Raw genomic sequence first — 17,625 nt, 5'->3', positions numbered from 1 at the left:
CCTTTGGCGATGCGCGCAGTTCTGGATTATTGCACCGGCGGAACGGAGCGGCAGGTCAAAGCCGGTACCGTGGTGATCACCGAGGGCGGCACCAGCGGCCATCTCTACGTGCTGATGCAGGGCAAGCTCGAGGTGCTCAAGGGCGAGATGGTGGTTGCCACCGTCACAGAGCCGGGCGCTGTGCTCGGCGAAATGTCGGTGCTGCTGGGCCAGCCGCATACCGCGACGGTGCGGGCCTGCCCCGACGCGGTCATCTACGAATTCGAAGATGCCGCCTCGCTTCTCGAGCAGCAGCCCGGCATGGCGCTTCTGATCGCGAAGATGCTGGCCCAGCGGCTCAACGCCGCCAACACCTATCTCGCCGACCTCAAGCGGCAATATGCCGACCGCGGGACCCATCTGGCCATGGTCGGCGAGGTGCTGCAGAGCATGATCAACCTGCCGCCGCAGGAGGTCTCGCCAGGCTCGGATCGGCAATCCGATCCAAGGATGTGAGCCAGTCCGGCGGCGTCTCGATCAGAGCGGCGGGCCGATTCAGCGGCGCGCTCAGGTCGATCCATTGCGCTTCCCCGGCCGCAAGCCAGAACGCCTTGTCCGCATCGAAGTCGAGTACGATGTAGGTCGGCGGCCGGCCCGGTTGCAGGCCGGTGTTGAAGACCCAGCTCTCGCCCAGCCGATCGAACCACGAGCCATCCTTGACGAATGGCGACTGATGCACATGGCCGGAGATCACCATCGCCGGCTGTACTGCATGATCCATTGCACCAGCTCGACGTCGCCGAAGAAGCGCTTGCCGCCCCAGCTCGTCGGTGATTCTGCCGGCGGCGCATGGTGCACCCAGATCCAGCGCCGCGGGCGATTGGCGGCGGCATCACGGAGCTGCTCGACGAGGCGCTGCTTGACCAGCGGTCCATCCCACCATGGGCATACCGTGAACAAGGTGTCGCCGATGGTGAGGCCGTCGCCGTCGCAGGCAATCCCAAGTTCTCGTACCTCCGAGATCCAGCGCGAGATCTTCTCGCCGTCCGCATTGCGTTCATCGAGGTCGTGATTGCCGGAGCAGAGGATCACGCGGGTCTTCGTGGCGAGCAGCGCGAGGTACCTTTTCACCACCACGATCTGGGCGCGAAAGTCCACCATCGAGCCGATGTCGAGCGCATCGCCCGCGAAGATCACGAGGTCGAACTGCGGAGCCGCGCTGACCAGCCAGTCGAGCTGCGGCAGCGAATAATGCAGGTCGGCCACGACCAGGCAGCGCATCAAAACCCGTCCGCGGGAAATTGAAAAATGTCATGAAATTCCGGATGTCACGAAGCAAGAAGCAGGCCAGCACGGCTGCTCCTTCTGATCAATCCGCGCAGCGGGCTGGACCGGATCATCGAATTCTGATCTCGTGGCGCACCCTTCAACCGCTCGTGTCCGCATGACCCCCTTCAAGACCATTCGTGCCCGCGCCGAGAAACGCAAGGGCGGGCCTAAGGCGCTGGAGAAGCTGATGCCTGACAAGCCAGACCTCAAGCGGCTGGCGAAGCTCGGCGACGACCGCATCCTCGCCGAGATGACGAAGCGAGTATTTTGCGCCGGCTTTGCCTGGAGCGTGATCGAGACGAAATGGGACGGTTTCGAAGACGCCTTCCTGCATTTCCAGCCGGCCAAGCTCAGCTTCCAGCCCGAGGAGTATTGGGAAGCCCTGCTGCGCGATGCACGCATCGTACGCAACGGCGCCAAGATCATGTCGGTGCGCGACAATGCCGCTTTCGTGCAGGAGATCGCGAAGGAACACGGCAGCTTCGGCAAGTTTCTGGCGAAATGGCCATCGTCCGACGAGATTGGGCTGCTCGATCTCCTCGCCAAGCGCGGCAGCCGGTTAGGCGGCAACACCGGCCAGATGCTGCTGCGCTTCGTCGGCTGGGACGGTTTTGTGACCTCCAAGGACGTGGTGGCTTGCCTGCGCGATGCGGGTCTCGACATTGCCGAAGAGGTGAAGTCGAAGGGCGATCTCGCCAAAGTGCAGGCGCAATTCAACGCCTGGTCCGAGGAGACCGGCCTGCCCTACACGTATCTGTCACGCATCTGCGCATTGTCGATCGGTGAGGACAGGAGCGAGTAGCAGGCCGATAGAAGGCCATTGGCCGCCGGATCGTGGACATCCTGTGGCGATCCCGTGCCATGAGCGCGGCAGAGGCAGCGCTCGATCACGAAATACATTTCTAAGGAACATTTGTGCGCAGCACTTGTTCGAGGTTTGAGCCAGGCGGCACACCGGCGCAGGGAACGTTCGCTCTGGCTCAGCTCAATGAAACCCGACGTGACAGAACGGAGCAGCTCATGAAGCTCACATCCGAACAAGTGAAGCAGACTGTCAACCAACTCGGTGCTCAGGTGCTGCCCGACGAACATCCCGCCATGCCGCAGCTTAACAGCATGTTCGGTGAGCACACCTTCTTCGTCGACGAGATGGGCCTCAAGGTTCTCGAGCCCACACCGTCGCTCGGTACCGATCGCGAGAGCGGCGAAGTCGTCAGCCTCGCCGATTGGGGCGATTCCGACCTGACCCGCCTGATGGCGCACGAGCCGGAACCGACCGGCGTGATCGTGGTGTTCGAGCATGTGAGGCATTGATCGGCCCGAGCGGGACATTTTGAGACACGTGCGCCACGGTCGGCGAACTGCGGTTCGCTGCTGTGGCGCACGGCTTTAGCGTGCCCGGTCACGCGACAATCAGCTCGGTTGTCTTGCCAACGCGTGTCTTGTCAACAAGTATCTTGCCAACGAGCTTGGTGCCGATCGTGTCATCCGCCACTGACGCTGCGTGCGTAGCGCCACATTTCTCCGCGACAGGCCGGAAACAGCGCGATGATCGTGAGCGAGACCGCATACGAAAGGCAGAAGCAGGCTGCCAAATCGGGAATCTCGTCGATCGAACGTGCCAGCAGCCAGCGATGCAGCAGACACACAGTCACGACTGAAGCGAGGGCACCGGCGAGATGAGGCCCGACGACCTTCATGAGGTCTCGATGACGCACCGGGCCGCTTCGCCCAATCAGCCACCACAGGATGGGCGTGCGCACGCACTCGCATCGACGTTCGATGCTTGCGCCGGCGGGATCCTCGTGAGAGGCGATTGGGAAAAGACCGAGCTCAAGCTACAGAAGAGGCTGACCGCATCAAGAAACCTGCCGGCTCACTCATTGGGAACCGCGCGTAATAGCGTCAAGCCTCGAGACTTCGCTGTTCTCTTACACTGTTGCTTCAGCGGGAATCTCGATGGCGATCTGAGTTCCCGGACCCGCCTTGCTCTCGAGTCGCAAGCGCCCGTTGAGCGATGAGGCGACCAAATTGAACGCGATGTGGAGCCCGAGGCCGGCATTGCCACGCTCCCGGCTGGTCGTAACGAACGGATCGAAGATGTGAGCCTGCAATGGCTCGGGGATTCCGACGCCTTCATCGGCGCAGACCAGGCGGACTGATTTCGGGTCCGGCTGGCTCACCGTGATGACAAACCTGCCGCCGCTTTTGTCAGGATAGGCATGCCCGGCAGTGTTGAGAGCGAGATTGCTGATCACCTGAGCAAGCGCTCCGGGATAGCTGTTGAGCGTGATTCCCGCCGGGCATTGTACGTCGACCGCCAGGCCATGGTGCGACAGCAGCGGTCCAAGCTTGGACATCAACTCCGACAGCCAATCCCTGAGCTCGAACGTGCGCCGGTCCTCATCGGCCTGATGCACGGCGACCTGCCTGAAACTATGCACCATCTCGGATGCGCGGTGCAGGTTGTCGAAGGTCAGGTTGAGCCCCTGCTTGAGCCGGTCAATCCCCTTAGTCAGATCGGATCGCCGGACCGACGCTCCGCCCAATGCATCAGCCATTGCTTGTAGATCAGTCTGCATGGCTGTCGAGGTCGTCAAGGCGAGGCCAAGCGGGGTGCTGACCTCGTGAGCGACGCCTGCCACCAATTGCCCGAGCGAGGCGAGCTTTTCTGCCTGCACGAGGTGCTCTTGGGTCGCGCGGAGATCGCGTAGCGATTTCTCCGAGCGTTCTTTCTCCCGTTGCAGCGCCTCGGACGTTCGGAATTGCTTTCGGGCCCGGTACTCGCGCGCAGCCACGGCATAGAGCGACAATGTGTAGGCGTTTCCGACGAGAGAATGATTGATGAATCGCAGGCCCGTCGGCATGGTCAGCGCGAACGTCTCGGCGACCAGCAGCGCCACCCACGACAGCAGGCAGAAAATCGCCAGCGAGCCGATCCGCAATGGCAGCATGGTCGAGACGAACAGGATGATCATCATCATGCCCGGAGCGGCAAACGTGAAGCCTGACGGCAGCACGAGATAAATGCTCGGCAGGATGCAGCCGGGAATGACGCAGTAGACGAGGAAAATCGTCTCTGCCCACGGCTTCATCCATCGCCGTGACAGCAGCGCGGTCAGCGGGAGCAGCACGAACAGGGCGGTGCCACCGCGGATTGCAAGGGTGGTCGGAACGATTTCGGGGTAGAGCACCCAATCCCAGATGGTGTAGCCGGCATAGGTGGCGGCACCGAGCAGCATCGCGATCTGCGTCCACCCGAGACTGCCTCGGACGTACTGATCGACAAACCGCCGCTCCTCGATGCGGTCTTCGAAGCGCAGTCCGAGGCGTATCAATAAGGCAAGCATCCCAACATCAAATCGCGAGAAGGCGTGTTCTGATGTCTCTACGACAGGTTTGGCGCCGCGTCGCGGATAAAGATGTCGCGTTCGCCGGGGGCCCACCGATCGCGTTCAAATACCCAATGTCAGCTGAGGCTCCGAATCGCCGCCGACCTGGAGCGAAGACAGCGAGACCCCCAGTAGCCTGACCCGCTTGGGCAGCGGCATCTCGGCTTCGAGCAGGCCGCAGGCCAGCCGCTCCAGTTCGTCCCGTCCCGCAACCGCCGCTGCGACGGACCTGCTGCGCGTGATGATCTCGAAGTCGGCAAACTTGATCTTCAGGGTGACGGTGCGGCCGCGATTGCCAGTGGCTTCGCAATGCCGCCAGACCTTGTCGACGAGAGGCCGGAGCTCGGCGACCAGCGCGTCGAACGCGTCGAGATCGGCCGAGAACGTATTCTCCGCACCGATCGACTTGCGGATCCGGTTGGCGCGGACCGGCCGTTCGTCGACGCCGCGTGAGATCCAATAATAATACGCGCCCGACTTGCCGAAATTCGCATTCATGAACTCCAGCGTCTGGTTGCGGATGTCGAGGCCGGTGAACATGCCGAGCGCGTTCATCTTCGCACTCGTCGCCGGGCCTATTCCGTGGAACTTGCCGACGGGCAGCGCCTCGACGAAAGCGGGGCCCATTTCCGGCGAGATCACGAACTGACCGTTGGGCTTGCGATGATCGGAGGCGAGCTTTGCCAGAAACTTGTTGTAGGAGATGCCCGCCGAAGCGTTGAGGCCCGTCTCGGCCTTGATCTTCTCGCGGATGCGCAGGGCGATGTCCCGCGCCAGCGGGATGCCTTGCAGGTTTTCCGTCACGTCGAGATAGGCCTCGTCGAGCGACAATGGCTCGATGATGGGCGTATGCTCGGCAAAGATGTCGCGAATCTGCCGGCTGATTGCCTTGTAGACCTCGAAGCGCGGCTTCACGAAGATCAGATCGGGACACTGCCGCTTCGCAGTCACGGAAGGCATGGCAGAGCGAACCCCGAACTTGCGCGCTTCATAGCTGGCGGCCGCGACCACGCCGCGTTCCGCAGAGCCTCCGACTGCGACAGGCTTTCCGCGCAGGTCCGGATTATCGCGCTGTTCCACGGACGCATAGAAAGCATCCATGTCGATATGGATGATCTTGCAGACGGGCGAGGCTTCGCCGGTCACCGTGTCGGATTCGCTCATGGGGGGATGATACAATTGAGCGAAGCGAAGCGCGAGATGGCCCGCGCCCACGCTTCAATGGACGCTTTCGAATGTGCCGCATGATGCATTTCTGCGGCCCGTTCGAGCCCGGTGCGCCGTTTGCCGATGCGGCAGGTGCCCGAAGCTGACTTCATCCTGCGGCATGCGCTCTCGCGAGGAACGCGATTCAGAACAAACAGGTCTTTAAAACAAGCGCTTTCGCAGCGATGCGGTTAGCTCCTCGGGTCCAGCCGGCCCCAAAAGTCAAGGGCCGCGGCGACGATCGCCTCCGGTGCGTCCTCCTGGACGAGGTGCTTCGCATCGGGAATGACTGTGAACGAAGAGCCCGGAATGCGTCGGGCGAGTTCCTTGCCATCCACCAATGGAATGAACTCGTCCTCCTCGCCCCACAGAATGGCGACGGGGCACCGGATCTCGCCGTACCGCCCTTCCACCTCATGCGAATATTTGTCGTCCATCTGTGCGATCTGCCGCCAGAAGGCATTCTGCCCCTCGTCGCCAAGCCATGGCTCTATGTAGGCCCGCATATCTTCCTCGCGCAGGCGGTACTTCACCGCGGCGCCTATGTAGGCGCGCAGAATCGCCTCGTGAACGTAGGCTGGCAACCCGGAGAACACACCCGGGTGCGCCTTCGCTGCCTGGACGAGCACCGAGCCTTGCGGGCTGATCGCGACGGGATCGATCAGCATGAGGCTGCGGTACTCGACGCCGTCCAATAGATGCGCGCGCAGCGCGGCCGAACCGCCGAAGTCATGGGCAATAATGTCCGGCCGGTCGATGCGCCAGTGACGCGCGAGAGCGGCGAGCAGGCCGTTCTGGGCTTCGTGGAGGACGTCCGCATCTGGCTTGGCCGATTGGCCGTAGCCCAAAAGGTCGTAGTAGAAAACGCGTCGGTGCCGAGCGAGCCAGGGCACAATCCGACGCCATTCACGCGAGGAGAAGGGCGAGCCATGCACGACAACGGCCGGCCGCCCCTCGCCCGCAACGCCCCAGGCGATGCTCTGTCCCTCAAATGAGAATCGATCCCGTAAGTCCCATCGCGCCATTGCCGTCCTTTCGAATCCAGGAGTCACCGCGATTCAGGTAACGCTGCGGCCAGAGTGCCGAGGTCAGTTCTAATGTGGGCGAGCACAACCTCGATAAGGAACATGGAGCGGGTTGCCACTCCGCTTAGAGAACATATCGACATCGCGATGTGTTCCACGGTTCAGCGCGCCGAGCACAAGACGAAGGAACTCGTGCCGATGGGCAGATTAGCGCGAGCTGCTTTGCGCTGATTTCTGCTCGCTGTTGAGCAAGTCCTTCATCTGGACAATCTCAGAAAGCTAGCTTTCGGTGATGCTGCTGCAGAACTCCTTGATGCGGTCATCGGTAGGATTGGCTTTGCGGCACAAGGGTACGGCGCCTGAGTGTTGGGGAATCATGAAACGGCGCACTACGGCATACGGCACCACGCGCGCGGTGCATTCGATGCTGGGCTACTCATCGGGCCGCGGGCGATTGGTTGGGTTCTTGACTGGCGCGGCGGAAGCTCTGCGACAAGTGGGCGAGTGCCTTTGCCTTCATAGCCGCTGTGATGATGCTAGCTTTGATCTCGTTAGTGGCTTGCTGGGATCGCGGTTAACCGATGCGTCGATCGAGGCGGACATCAACTCGATGATCGTCCATCGATTTGCTTACCCATCGCTTACGCAAACGAAGAGATCGAACGGCCGGACGGCCCCTAACCAATTGAATTTATTGGCGCGCCACGGCCGATGAAGATGGGCACTATTGCTTCGCCGTGGCACTATGATGCGGCGGCCCGCCACGCGCCTCAACCGACAAATCAGCGACGGCCTACGATTTTGCGGTGGGTCGCGCGCAGCTCCATACGCGATCCCGAATGACCGTGCATATCTGGAATTTGTAGTCGCTGAAAAAGCTCTGGATGCCGCGCCGCTTCGCCTTGGCGTGCTCGGGATGATGGCGCCATTCCTGCAAGGCCTCCTCCGATTCGAATTCGACGATCGTCACCCGCTCCCCGTCTTCGGCGACGAAGCCCTTGTGGGAAATGTAGCCGGGAATCGTACGCGCCAGCTCGCTCATCTGCCTTGCCGTGGGGCCATACTCTCCTTCGACCCCCGGATTAAGCCGGGAGCGAAATATGGTGACGATCATTGGTCGATTCCCTTGCGGTGATGGACTGGATTTTGCTGCATCGGCGCGGCTGACGGTCGTCACCAAGCCTCTGTTGGGGCCTCAGGTACCGTGACCGGGAGCTGCCATTCGGACTTTCGGCGATGGTTTCGCTGTGCCGGCGGCGCCTTGCGTAGGCGACCAAGCAACCAGGCAAACATCGCGCCGATCACCCGAGCACGCTCGGCATTCGCGCGGCGAATGATGCACTTCCTGAGCGCCTCCCGCTCTTTCGACGACAGCGCTTTGAGGTCGATCGGTCCAATGTCGGATGCATTACCGTCTCGCATGTCTTGGTCCATCGCTTGTGCCGAGCCACCGGGAGCGGCGGCTTGCCGGTAATGAGCTTTACGTGTGACAACAGATCATGCAAAATGAATAATAATGATGTTTTTCATCTTGAGGAGAGATGCTTGGACTTGTCCGATCTCCGCATCTTCAGCACGGTGGTGCGCCAAGGCGGTGTGACGCGCGCCGCCGAGCAGCTACATCGCGTACAGTCCAACGTAACCACGCGGATTCGCCAGCTCGAAGAGGATCTGGGCGTTGCGCTTTTCATTCGTGAGGGCAAGCGTCTTCATCTCGCGCCGGCTGGCCAAACGCTGCTCGATTATGCCGATCGTCTACTGGCGTTAGCCGATGAGGCGCGCGTGGCGGTGCAGGATCCGCGCCCGCGCGGCGTGTTTCGCCTTGGCGCCATGGATAGTACGGCGGCCGTCAGGCTTCCCGGACCTCTCGCCGAATATCACAGGCTTTATCCCAACGTCGTCTTGGAGTTGCGCACGGGAAACCCGACGCAACTCGGTGCTGCAATCCTTGCTGGCGAGCTCGATGCCGCATTCGTTGCCGAGCCCATCCCCGACGAGCCGTTCGAGAAGATTTTCGCATTCGAGGAAGAGCCGGTCATCGTTGCGGCTGCCGATCATCCACCCATCGGTAAGAAGGGTGCGATCCCACGTACAATCATCGCCTTCGAACATGGTTGCCCGCATCGCAAGCGGCTGGAGGATTGGTACGCCAGGCGCGGCGAGATGCCGGAGCGCACGATCGAGCTTGGCTCATATCCTGCCTTGCTGGGCTGCGTCGTCGCCGGCACGGGCGTGGCACTGTTGCCGCGCAGCGTCCTGAGTACGTTTCCCCTTAGCAAGCGACTTTCGGTCCATGCGCTGCCGCCAGGCGAGAACCGGGCTGAGACCGTTCTCATCTGGCGCAAGGGTGCGGGCTCACCTAACATCCGGGCTTTGCAACTGCTCGTGAGCGGCAACAACCGGACGGGCAGGGCTAAGGCTGAACGTAAAGTCTGAGAGCGCCAATCCCCGCACCCCGACCGACGCGTGCGGGCGAAAGTCGGCAGCGTAGAAGCAGCAAGGCCCGCGCAGGATCGGCGCTTTTTTGTCGGCGATAGCGTGCTTTGGCGTAGCTGGCGCGCCGCGGCCGATGAAGATGGGCACTACTGCTTCGCCGTGGCGCTATGATGCGACGTCGCCCACGCGATTCAATCGCCCAATCCGCGAAGGTTTGCGATCCTGCCCTACGCCTCACGGGCGCCGTCTCCCCCGGTTTCGCCGGTTCGTCCGGCAAAGCGGCCTTCTTGACCAATCCCAAGATCGACGCGATGGGCCAAATGCCGAGATTGCGTAATCGCCGTGAAGTTGCGCGATTCCGCGTTGCCATCTAAATTAAACGGATGCTTCCCAACGCTGAGCCCAATCTCACCGATGAGTTCGATTTGCTTTACGTCCGTGGCGCTCACGGTTGGAGCGATTTGCATGTGGTCACCCGTGGCACTCAAATCGCAGTTAGAATTACACACATTTTTTCTGATCCGATGGACCAGCTATCTGCACTGTGTTGCGAACTCTTGCGAGGTGAACCTCAGTGCGTTGCACGATTGCACGATGAGCCTGGAATGACGGTAGTCACGGCATCAATTTATGCCCAACAGAGACATGTGGCCCACGTTGAGTTCTGGGACTGCCCCGGCTGGGGGGATTACACGCGCTCAGATGGAAGACTGACGTTGAGCGTCGACATCAAGATCCGGCATTTCGTTGGCTTGATATACCGCCAATTTGAAAAGGTGCGGTGGCTATACGAGGAAAAGAGCTATCAAAAGGATCGTAGCTCATTCCCACATGCCTCGTTTGAAGCGCTCCGACAGTCGTGGTTGAACTCAGCGAGTTAGCGGTTCAATGCGTCGAAGTTGCGCAATGGGGCGCAGGCTGACATTAGCCCGCGATGCGCATCGGATGCCTTGGGTTGCGGCGTATGAAGTCATCAACGTCCCGCAATCGTTCTGGCAATGGTTCAGCGTCGGGGTGGCTCCGGTAGCTCCAGAAGCGGAAACCTGCTGACCAGAGGGCTTGCACCTTCTGCCATTGTTCGGCATCGGACCGCTTCGGAGCTTTGAACGAGCGGCCCATCTCATGGAGACAAGAGCCGCACTGCGGACAAGCCGCGCCCGTGTCCGCCCGCACCTTCCATGATTTCCGACACTCGAAGCAGGCATGGGCTATGAGGTAGTCAGGTCCGCGCACCACTTTAGGCGGACGCGCGTCAGCACGCGTGCCTGTGGAGCGCCGCAAATCCATCCGTCGAGCTTTTTCCCAGCCGCCTACCATCCGGAGAGAATGACAGCGGACCCCAATGTCTGCAATGGGGTCATTCGCTCGATATTGCCAAGTCCGCCCGCTCGTCTGCTATCGACAATACCCGACCTTCCCAACCAAGAGTTGGGCGCGAATCTCGACGGATTAGGACGACAAGATAAAAACGACGGTGTCGCTCCGTGCTGTCGGGGGTCGTAAGTGTTTGTCTGCACATTGTTTTGGATGGCACTGCAGCGGCACCGTATGAAGTGGCCTGGTGCCGCTCGAACCGCGAAAGCATTCAAAATCAACGTTCCGAACGCCATCATTCGCAGCCTAGCGTCTTGTTGCGCGTGCTCGGCGTTATGTCCGGCCATGATCGCATGGGACGCCGCTGCCGGACCAACGGTGCGCCGTCAAGGCTCGCGCTGCGCGCGACCGGCTCCGCCGGCTTGCGGCCTTGACCGCGCTCCGCTGGCTCGGCTCTATTGCTTCCACGCGTTCACGGCCTGCTCTGCGCGATCGCGCTCATGCTGCAGAGAAAGTGCGAGTTCGCAGGGCTGCAGCGTGACTTGGCGTAGACATCGGCCGTTCTGTGGATCGGTCAGGCTTGCCACAGTGGCGCCATGGCTCCCCCTCACAAATCGCAGCTACGGCGTCCGCCGGACCGCGCCTCACTTGACGATCTCTACGACTATGCGCGTGCGCCCGCGCGTCCTGGCCGACGACGAGCGAAGCGCGCTTCGGTGACATGGGCGGTGACGGACGACTGGCCGAAGGATGTGCCGGTGACCGAAACGGAGATGGATGTCTTCGAAGCTTGGTTCGGTGATCTGTTCGACGAGTTGCTTGGAAAGGATTGAGGGGACATCAACATGGCTGCAACGGTTCGGGCGGCTCTTTACCTGCGAGTCTCGACGGGGCGGCAGGCCGACAGCGATCTCTCCATCCCAGATCAGCGCCGCCAGGCGAAGGATTATTGCGCATCGCGTGGGTGGGAGATCGTCGCCGACTATGTCGAGCCCGGCGCGTCCGCCACGGACGATCGGCGGCCGGAGTTCCAGCGCATGATCGACGCGGCGACGGTCAAGCCGCCGGCGTTCGACGTGATCCTCGTGCACAGCTTCAGCCGGTTCTTCCGCGACCAGTTCCAGCTTGAGTTTTATGTCCGCCGACTTGCCAAGAGCGGTGTGCGTCTGGTGTCGATCACCCAGGAGCTCGGCGACGATCCGATGAGCAACATGATCCGCCAGATCATGGCGCTGTTCGACGAATACCAGTCCAAGGAGAACGCCAAACACACGCTCCGGGCGATGAAGGAGAACGCACGGCAAGGCTTCTGGAATGGCGCGCTGCCGCCGATCGGCTACCGCGTTGTTGAAGCCGCCGAGCAGCGCGGCCACCGCACCAAGAAGATACTGGAGATCGATCCTATCCAGGCCGAGACCGTGCGGCTGATTTATCGCTTGGCGCGCGAAGGAAACGGCTCATCCGGATCGATGGGCGTCAAATCGATTGCCAAGCATCTGAACGAATCCGGCATCCGAACGCGCGATGGCGGGCGCTGGGGCGTCGATGCCGTGCACAAGGTACTGACGCGCACGACGTATATCGGCCGCCACCGGTTCAACACCAAGCATTGGAAGACCCGCGAGCGCAAACCGGAGGCCGAGGTGGTCGAAATGGCGGTGCCCCCGATCATCGACTTGGCCGAGTTCGAGGCGGTACAGACGCTGCTCAAAGCGCGCAGCCCTGCACTGAGCGCGCCGCGTGTCGTCAGCGGCCCGACCCTCCTTACCGGCATTTGCTTTTGCGCCACCTGCGGCGGCGCGATGACACTGAGGACCGGGAAGAGCGGGAGATACAGGTACTACACCTGCTCGACCAAGGCCCGGCAGGGCGAGACCGGCTGCAAGGGCCGCACCGTTCCGATGGAAAAGCTTGACGGCATCGTGGCCGAGCACATCGAGCAGCGCCTTTTGCAGCCAAAACGCCTCGAGGAAGTTCTGTCGGCCGTCCTGCACCGCCGGAAGGAGCGTGCCGAGCGCCGAACGACGCATATCGCCGAATTGCGCAAGCGTGCGGCCGAAGCAGAGGCCAAACTCAAGCGGCTGTACGACGCGATCGAAAACGGGATCGCTGACGTCTTCGATCGGCTGCTCAAGGAGCGCGTGTCCGAGCTGAAGTCCATCCGCGACCAGGCCCGCGCCGACGCAGAGCGGGCCGAGGGCGCGCTTGATCGAGCCGGACCGAGCATCACACCCCAGGGGCTCAAAACCTTCGCCAGCCAAGCCCGCAAGCGGATGCGGACCGAGTCTGGCGGTTATCGCCGCGACCACCTCCGTGCACTGGCCCAGCGCATCGAGGTGGACGCGAAAGAGGTTCGCATCATGGGATCGAAAAGCGTGCTCTTGCGCACTCTCGTCGCCGCATCCGGCGCAAAATCGGTAGGTTTTGGAGTGCCCAGTTTTGTACCGAAGTGGCGCACCCGACACGATTCGAACGTGTGACCTTTGCCTTCGGAGGGCAACGCTCTATCCAGCTGAGCTACGGGTGCTAGTCGAGGCTTCATGTAGCCGATTGGTGAGGGGCGGGCAACCGGTTCTCACCGGCTCGCGCTGGAAGCGTTTTCGAGCGAAATGGATCCGGTTCGCGTGAAGAAAACGCGCCAAAACAAGAATCTAGAGCCCGTTACGATTCCATCGGAACGGAAATGGCATTAGGCCGATTTGCGTCGGACAGGGGCCGGAACCGCTGCGGCCTCCCGGCCGAGGGCGGCGAACTCGGCCAGCACCCGTTCGGCGCAGATGACGCGGTTGCGGCCGAGGCGTTTGGCGGCATAGAGCGCCTCGTCGGCCGCGCCCAGCAGCCGGTCTGGGCCGCCATCCGCGCCACTGGGAATCTGGCTTGCCACGCCGACGCTGAGGCTGACGTGGTCGCCGGCGCCCGCGGCACCGTGGGCGATCTGCAGGGCCATGACGGCGCGGCGGATCTCCTCGGCGACGGTGCAGGCGGTGTCGCAATCCATGTCCGGCAGGATCAGCGCGAACTCCTCGCCGCCATAGCGGCCGGCGAGGTCGAGCGGGCGCATGGCGTGGCGGCTGACGGCAGCGGCGACCGCGCGCAGGCATTCGTCGCCGCTCTGGTGGCCGTGCCGGTCGTTGAACAGCTTGAAATGGTCGACGTCGACGAACAACAGCGCCAGCGGCTTCTGCGTGCGCTGGGCGCGGGCCCATTCGCTCATCAGCATCTGGTCGAAGGCGCGGCGGTTCGACAGGCCGGTCAACCCGTCCTTGGTGGCGAGCTCCTTCAGCGCCATCTCGGCGCGCTTCTGGTCGGTGAGGTCGCGCAGCGTCTCCACCACGGCGATCAGCTGGCCGGCCTCGTCGTGGATCGGGCCGGCGTCGATGGCGAGATAGAGCTGGCTGCCGAGCTTCGGCATCACGCACCAGTTCTCGGCGCTGAAGCCGAGGCCGTTATGGCCGCGCGCGGCATATTCCGAATAGTACTCCGGAAGCTGCTCTGGGCGGTCCAGTGCAACCAGGTCGGCGAGGCAGGGGCGCTTGGTCTCGTAGAAGGCCTGCCAATGCTTATTGGTGCCGATCACCTCCGAGGCGGTGACGCCGGTCAGCCGCTCGCAGGCTCTGTTCCAGATCACGACGCGGCGCTTCGGGTCGATCACGAAGGTCGGCACCACCAGATGCTGCATCAGCCGCACGGCATAGGAATCGGCGACATCGACGGTCTTGGCCGGCGTCTTCCCTGCTTCGCCATCAGGCCACCGCCGCCACCGGCAAGACTCCGGGCAAGCCATCGCCGGTGCCGAACAGCTTTCGCACTTCGGTGGCCGGCTTCGGCGCGCTGAACAGATAACCCTGCATCTCCGTGCAGCCGAGGTTGCGCAGCATCTCGCGCTGGGCCTCGGTCTCGACGCCCTCGGCGACCGTAGTCATGCTGCTGGCGGCGGCGATGTTGACCACGGCCTGCACGATGACAGGCGCGCCGTCCGCCTCCGCAATGTCGGCGACGAAGCAGCGATCGATCTTGATCTTGTCGAACGGGAAGCGCTTCAGATAGCTGAGCGAGGAGTAGCCGGTGCCGAAATCGTCGAGCGCGATGCGCACGCCGATGGCGCGAAGCTGGTGCAGGATCGAGAGCGCCGCATCGTCGTCGCGGATCAGCACGGCCTCGGTGATCTCGAGCTCGAGCCGGCGCGGGTCGAGCCCGGAGGCGGCGAGCGCGCCGGCGATCCGCAAGGCCAGCGTGTCACATTTGAGCTGCACCGGCGAGACATTGACCGCAACGCGGACATGCGTAGGCCAGGTCGCGGCCTCGTTGCAGGCCATGCGCAGCACCCAGTCGCCAAGCTCGTTGATCAGGCCGGTGTCTTCGGCGACCGGAATGAACTCCGCCGGCGACACCATGCCGCGCTCGGGATGGCGCCAGCGCAGCAACGCCTCGCAGCCGGAGACCTCGCCCGAGCGCAGATCGACCAGCGGTTGGTAGTGAATCTCGAAGCCGCCGTTGACGAGGGCCTGGCGCAGATCCTGCTCCATGGCCAGGCGCGCCTTGGCGCAGGCGTCCATTGCCGGCTCGAAGAAGCGGTGGGTGCGGCGTCCTTCGGCCTTGGCGCCGTACATCGCGAGGTCGGCATTCTTGATGAGCTGATCGAGATCGGAGCCGTCCTGCGGCGCCAGCGCGATCCCGATGCTCGCGTCGGTGGAGAGCTGATGGCCGAGACAGTGATAGGGCTGCCGGATCGCTTCGTAGATCCGCGTCACGAACGACACCACGTCGGCGGAGGACTGGATCCCGGTCTGGATGACCGCGAATTCGTCGCCGCCGAGCCGCGCAATCAGGTCGTCCTGCTTGAGGCAGCCGCGCAGACGGCCCGCGATCGCTTTCAACAGCTCGTCGCCGACATGGTGGCCGAGCGAATCGTTGATGCCCTTGAATTCGTCGACGTCGATGTAAAGCAGCGCGAACTGCCCGCCGCTGGCAACCTTCGCCAGCTCGCGTTCGATCTGCTCGCGGAACAGGGTGCGGTTCGGCAGGTCGGTCAGCGCATCGTAGTGCGCCATATGCGCGATCTTCTCGTGGGCGCGCCGCCGCTCGGTGACGTCATCGACGACGTGGATGAGATAGCGCGGCTCGCCGGCCTTGTCGCGGAGGCCGATCCGGGTCGAGGTGATGTAGCGCAGCCCCATGGCCTGGGTCTGCCAGGGATGCTCGTCCTTGAAGAGCCCCTTGAGAGATTGCAGTGCCTTGTTGTCGTCCTCGGTCACCACCTTCGCTGACGGCGTCGGGAAGATGTCGAAGGCGGTCTTGCCGACGACGTCCTCGCGTGACTGGCCGAATTGCTGCTCGGCGACGCCGTTGATCAGCAGATACTGCCGCGTGCGCGCGTCCTTCACCGTGATCTGCGAGGGGATGTGGTCGATGATCTCGCGCAGGAAAGTGTGGTTGCGGTCGCGCTCCTGCTCCAGGTTGCGGCGCTCGGTGATGTCTTCAATCGTGGCGACCCAGCCGCCCTGCGCGAGCGGGGTGTTGATGACGTGGAAGGCGCGGCCGTTGGCGAGCTGATGAATTCTCGTGGAGACCGTGCCTTCGGCGACGATCCGCATGACGTCGGCGCAAAATTCCTCGACATTGCCGTCGAACGCGCCACGCTCCTTGCGATGATACATCGCCTCGCGGATGTGACAGCCGGGCTTGATGACATCGTGGGAGAGGCCGAACATGTCAGCGTAGCGGCGGTTGCAAATGACGATGTATCCGGCGGCATCGTACAGGATCAGCCCCTGCGACATGTTGTTGAGGGCGGTGTCCAGCCTCTGCCGCTCCAATTCGATTCGCTCCTGGGCCTCGCGGTTCTGCCGGTGGATCTGTCGGATGATCAGATAGAGGATCAGCGCAATCACGGCTGCCGAGAGCGTCGCCGTCGTGACCATGAAGCCGGTCTGCTGCCGCCAGTCCGCGAGCGCAGCCGACATGGTATTGGTCGCGACGATGACCAGGGGAAAATGATTCAGGGACGCGGCCGAGCCGAGCCGCTCCTCGCCGTCGACCGGACTCCTGACGCGGAGCGTGTGCTGACCGCCTTTGGCCAGCACCTTCTGCATCAGCGGCGCATTCTTGAAGCTTCGTCCGATCATCTCTTCGAGATGCGGATAGCGCGCCAGCATCTTGCCTTCGCGATCGAACAGCGAGATCGCCGTGCCCTCGGCAAGCGCGACGGATGCGAAGTACTGCTGGTAGCTGTCCGGATCGATTCGCCGCACCATCGCGCCGAGGAAGGCTCCGTCGGCGCCGTTCAGCCGGCGCGCGACGATCGTGGTCCATTTGTCGATGATGAAGCTGCGGACGGATTCCAGGATGACCGGCTCGGCCGTCGGATCGGATTTGAACGTCTGGAAGTAAGCGCGCGAGGAGACGTTGATCTTGGGCAGCGGCTGGGCGCGCGACCAGTTGATCAGCTCGCCGTCGGCGTCGTAGATCGCGATGTCGCCGAGATAGGACGCCGAACTGATCTTGCTGCGCAGCATCTGGTTCGTCGCGAGCCCGGACATGCGCTCCTGAAACATCGCGGGCGAGGTGATCTCCGGCAGGTTCATCTGCGCGATCACATCGGCGGCGACCACGTCGGAATCTTCAAATTGCTGATCGAAGTGCCGCGCGATCAGCTGCACCGTGTTTTCCAGCTCGCGCTCGCGGTTGGCGAGGGTCCGCTCGCGGAATTCGCCGATGGCCATGGCGGTCACGGTGAAAATGCCCGCGACCAGCAACACGCCGCACAGGGTCAACCACAGCACCGGCCCGCGCCGAAGCGCTGCCTCCCAGCCGTTCTTCGCGGCTAGGGACATTCCGGCTGCGATCCCTGACAAGACGTGGCGCATTCCCCCTCCCTGGAAGGGCAGGAATACACCACACAAATGGCCTAAACCTTAGGAAAGCCAGTTACCTAGGCATTAATC

At 62.6% G+C, this 17,625-nt stretch carries 13 protein-coding genes, 1 tRNA gene and 1 pseudogene; 5 read left to right on the top strand and 10 right to left on the bottom strand.

The window, feature by feature from the left end:
- Positions 1 to 9: 9 nt before the first annotated feature.
- The gene (locus ACNJX8_RS41060; RefSeq protein WP_439359168.1) at positions 10 to 495 is read left to right on the top strand and encodes a Crp/Fnr family transcriptional regulator; all 486 of its coding nucleotides are present in this window, start codon (positions 10 to 12) and stop codon (positions 493 to 495) included.
- Here ACNJX8_RS41060 and ACNJX8_RS41055 read toward each other — a convergent pair.
- Positions 434 to 1,260 (bottom strand): annotated as a pseudogene (locus ACNJX8_RS41055) (metallophosphoesterase family protein). The gene ACNJX8_RS41060 and the pseudogene ACNJX8_RS41055 sit on opposite strands and share 62 nt — an antisense overlap.
- A gap of 163 nt (positions 1,261 to 1,423) precedes the next feature.
- Between ACNJX8_RS41055 and ACNJX8_RS41050 the strand changes: the two are divergent.
- Together ACNJX8_RS41050 and ACNJX8_RS41045 are read left to right on the top strand one after the other, a co-directional pair.
- Positions 1,424 to 2,110, top strand: coding sequence for a DNA-3-methyladenine glycosylase I (locus tag ACNJX8_RS41050; RefSeq protein WP_439359167.1), 687 nt, complete (start codon positions 1,424 to 1,426; stop codon positions 2,108 to 2,110).
- A 218-nt stretch (positions 2,111 to 2,328) separates the two neighbouring features.
- Positions 2,329 to 2,622, top strand: coding sequence for a hypothetical protein (locus ACNJX8_RS41045; RefSeq protein WP_091898453.1), 294 nt, complete (start codon positions 2,329 to 2,331; stop codon positions 2,620 to 2,622).
- Between the two features lie 170 nt (positions 2,623 to 2,792).
- Here the strand turns inward: ACNJX8_RS41045 and ACNJX8_RS41040 are convergent, their stop codons facing one another.
- The 5 genes from ACNJX8_RS41040 to ACNJX8_RS41020 form a co-directional block, all read right to left on the bottom strand.
- The gene (locus tag ACNJX8_RS41040; protein ID WP_128940648.1) at positions 2,793 to 3,008 is read right to left on the bottom strand and encodes a hypothetical protein; all 216 of its coding nucleotides are present in this window, start codon (positions 3,006 to 3,008) and stop codon (positions 2,793 to 2,795) included.
- Positions 3,009 to 3,239: 231 nt separating this feature from the next.
- Positions 3,240 to 4,658, bottom strand: a complete 1,419-nt coding sequence (locus ACNJX8_RS41035; RefSeq protein WP_439362042.1) for a sensor histidine kinase — start codon at positions 4,656 to 4,658, stop codon at positions 3,240 to 3,242.
- Positions 4,659 to 4,763: 105 nt separating this feature from the next.
- Positions 4,764 to 5,864 (bottom strand): DNA polymerase IV, encoded by a 1,101-nt coding sequence (dinB, locus tag ACNJX8_RS41030; protein WP_439359166.1) that lies wholly within the window; start codon positions 5,862 to 5,864, stop codon positions 4,764 to 4,766.
- A gap of 233 nt (positions 5,865 to 6,097) precedes the next feature.
- Positions 6,098 to 6,931 (bottom strand): alpha/beta fold hydrolase, encoded by an 834-nt coding sequence (locus tag ACNJX8_RS41025; RefSeq protein WP_439359165.1) that lies wholly within the window; start codon positions 6,929 to 6,931, stop codon positions 6,098 to 6,100.
- 793 nt (positions 6,932 to 7,724) lie between these two features.
- Positions 7,725 to 8,108 carry an antibiotic biosynthesis monooxygenase family protein gene (locus ACNJX8_RS41020; protein ID WP_439359164.1) on the bottom strand — a complete coding sequence of 128 codons (384 nt, stop codon included), beginning with the start codon at positions 8,106 to 8,108 and terminating at the stop codon, positions 7,725 to 7,727.
- A gap of 368 nt (positions 8,109 to 8,476) precedes the next feature.
- Between ACNJX8_RS41020 and ACNJX8_RS41015 the strand changes: the two genes are divergently transcribed.
- Positions 8,477 to 9,367 carry a LysR substrate-binding domain-containing protein gene (locus tag ACNJX8_RS41015; protein ID WP_439359163.1) on the top strand — a complete coding sequence of 297 codons (891 nt, stop codon included), beginning with the start codon at positions 8,477 to 8,479 and terminating at the stop codon, positions 9,365 to 9,367.
- A 227-nt stretch (positions 9,368 to 9,594) separates the two neighbouring features.
- Here the strand turns inward: ACNJX8_RS41015 and ACNJX8_RS41010 are convergent, their stop codons facing one another.
- Positions 9,595 to 9,834, bottom strand: coding sequence for a hypothetical protein (locus ACNJX8_RS41010; protein WP_439359162.1), 240 nt, complete (start codon positions 9,832 to 9,834; stop codon positions 9,595 to 9,597).
- A gap of 1,692 nt (positions 9,835 to 11,526) precedes the next feature.
- Between ACNJX8_RS41010 and ACNJX8_RS41005 the strand changes: the two genes are divergently transcribed.
- Positions 11,527 to 13,161: a recombinase family protein gene (locus tag ACNJX8_RS41005; protein WP_439359161.1), complete on the top strand. Its 1,635-nt coding sequence runs from the start codon at positions 11,527 to 11,529 to the stop codon at positions 13,159 to 13,161.
- Here ACNJX8_RS41005 and ACNJX8_RS41000 read toward each other — a convergent pair.
- The 3 genes from ACNJX8_RS41000 to ACNJX8_RS40990 all read right to left on the bottom strand — a co-directional run bounded on the left by ACNJX8_RS41000 (position 13,132) and on the right by ACNJX8_RS40990 (position 17,514).
- Positions 13,132 to 13,208, bottom strand: a tRNA-Arg gene (locus ACNJX8_RS41000). The genes ACNJX8_RS41005 and ACNJX8_RS41000 overlap by 30 nt on opposite strands.
- A gap of 162 nt (positions 13,209 to 13,370) precedes the next feature.
- Positions 13,371 to 14,465 carry a sensor domain-containing diguanylate cyclase gene (locus ACNJX8_RS40995; RefSeq protein ID WP_439410307.1) on the bottom strand — a complete coding sequence of 365 codons (1,095 nt, stop codon included), beginning with the start codon at positions 14,463 to 14,465 and terminating at the stop codon, positions 13,371 to 13,373.
- Entirely contained in the window at positions 14,425 to 17,514 is a 3,090-nt protein-coding gene (locus ACNJX8_RS40990) for a bifunctional diguanylate cyclase/phosphodiesterase (RefSeq protein ID WP_439359159.1), read from the bottom strand. The genes ACNJX8_RS40995 and ACNJX8_RS40990 overlap by 41 nt, the downstream gene beginning before the upstream one ends.
- Between the last annotated feature and the right edge of the window lie 111 nt (positions 17,515 to 17,625).

The organism is Bradyrhizobium sp. SPXBL-04 (assembly GCF_051853035.1).
In the GTDB taxonomy this organism is placed as follows: domain Bacteria; phylum Pseudomonadota; class Alphaproteobacteria; order Rhizobiales; family Xanthobacteraceae; genus Bradyrhizobium; species Bradyrhizobium zhanjiangense.
Note: the sequence above shows the minus strand (reverse complement) of the source record. Positions and strands in the feature narration are given on the sequence as shown.

What these genes read in the sequence shown, in the direction of transcription:
- ACNJX8_RS41040 (WP_128940648.1), bottom strand. Translation starts at nt 3,008, where the DNA reads ATGAAGGTCGTCGGGCCTCATCTCGCCGGTGCCCTCGCTTCAGTCGTG.
- ACNJX8_RS41035 (WP_439362042.1), bottom strand. Translation starts at nt 4,658, where the DNA reads ATGCTTGCCTTATTGATACGCCTCGGACTGCGCTTCGAAGACCGCATC.
- ACNJX8_RS41010 (WP_439359162.1), bottom strand. Translation starts at nt 9,834, where the DNA reads ATGCAAATCGCTCCAACCGTGAGCGCCACGGACGTAAAGCAAATCGAA.
- ACNJX8_RS40995 (WP_439410307.1), bottom strand. Translation starts at nt 14,465, where the DNA reads ATGGCTTGCCCGGAGTCTTGCCGGTGGCGGCGGTGGCCTGATGGCGAA.
- ACNJX8_RS41025 (WP_439359165.1), bottom strand. Translation starts at nt 6,931, where the DNA reads ATGGCGCGATGGGACTTACGGGATCGATTCTCATTTGAGGGACAGAGC.
- ACNJX8_RS41045 (WP_091898453.1), top strand. Translation starts at nt 2,329, where the DNA reads ATGAAGCTCACATCCGAACAAGTGAAGCAGACTGTCAACCAACTCGGT.
- ACNJX8_RS41050 (WP_439359167.1), top strand. Translation starts at nt 1,424, where the DNA reads ATGACCCCCTTCAAGACCATTCGTGCCCGCGCCGAGAAACGCAAGGGC.
- ACNJX8_RS41005 (WP_439359161.1), top strand. Translation starts at nt 11,527, where the DNA reads ATGGCTGCAACGGTTCGGGCGGCTCTTTACCTGCGAGTCTCGACGGGG.
- dinB (WP_439359166.1), bottom strand. Translation starts at nt 5,864, where the DNA reads ATGAGCGAATCCGACACGGTGACCGGCGAAGCCTCGCCCGTCTGCAAG.
- ACNJX8_RS40990 (WP_439359159.1), bottom strand. Translation starts at nt 17,514, where the DNA reads ATGTCCCTAGCCGCGAAGAACGGCTGGGAGGCAGCGCTTCGGCGCGGG.
- ACNJX8_RS41060 (WP_439359168.1), top strand. Translation starts at nt 10, where the DNA reads ATGCGCGCAGTTCTGGATTATTGCACCGGCGGAACGGAGCGGCAGGTC.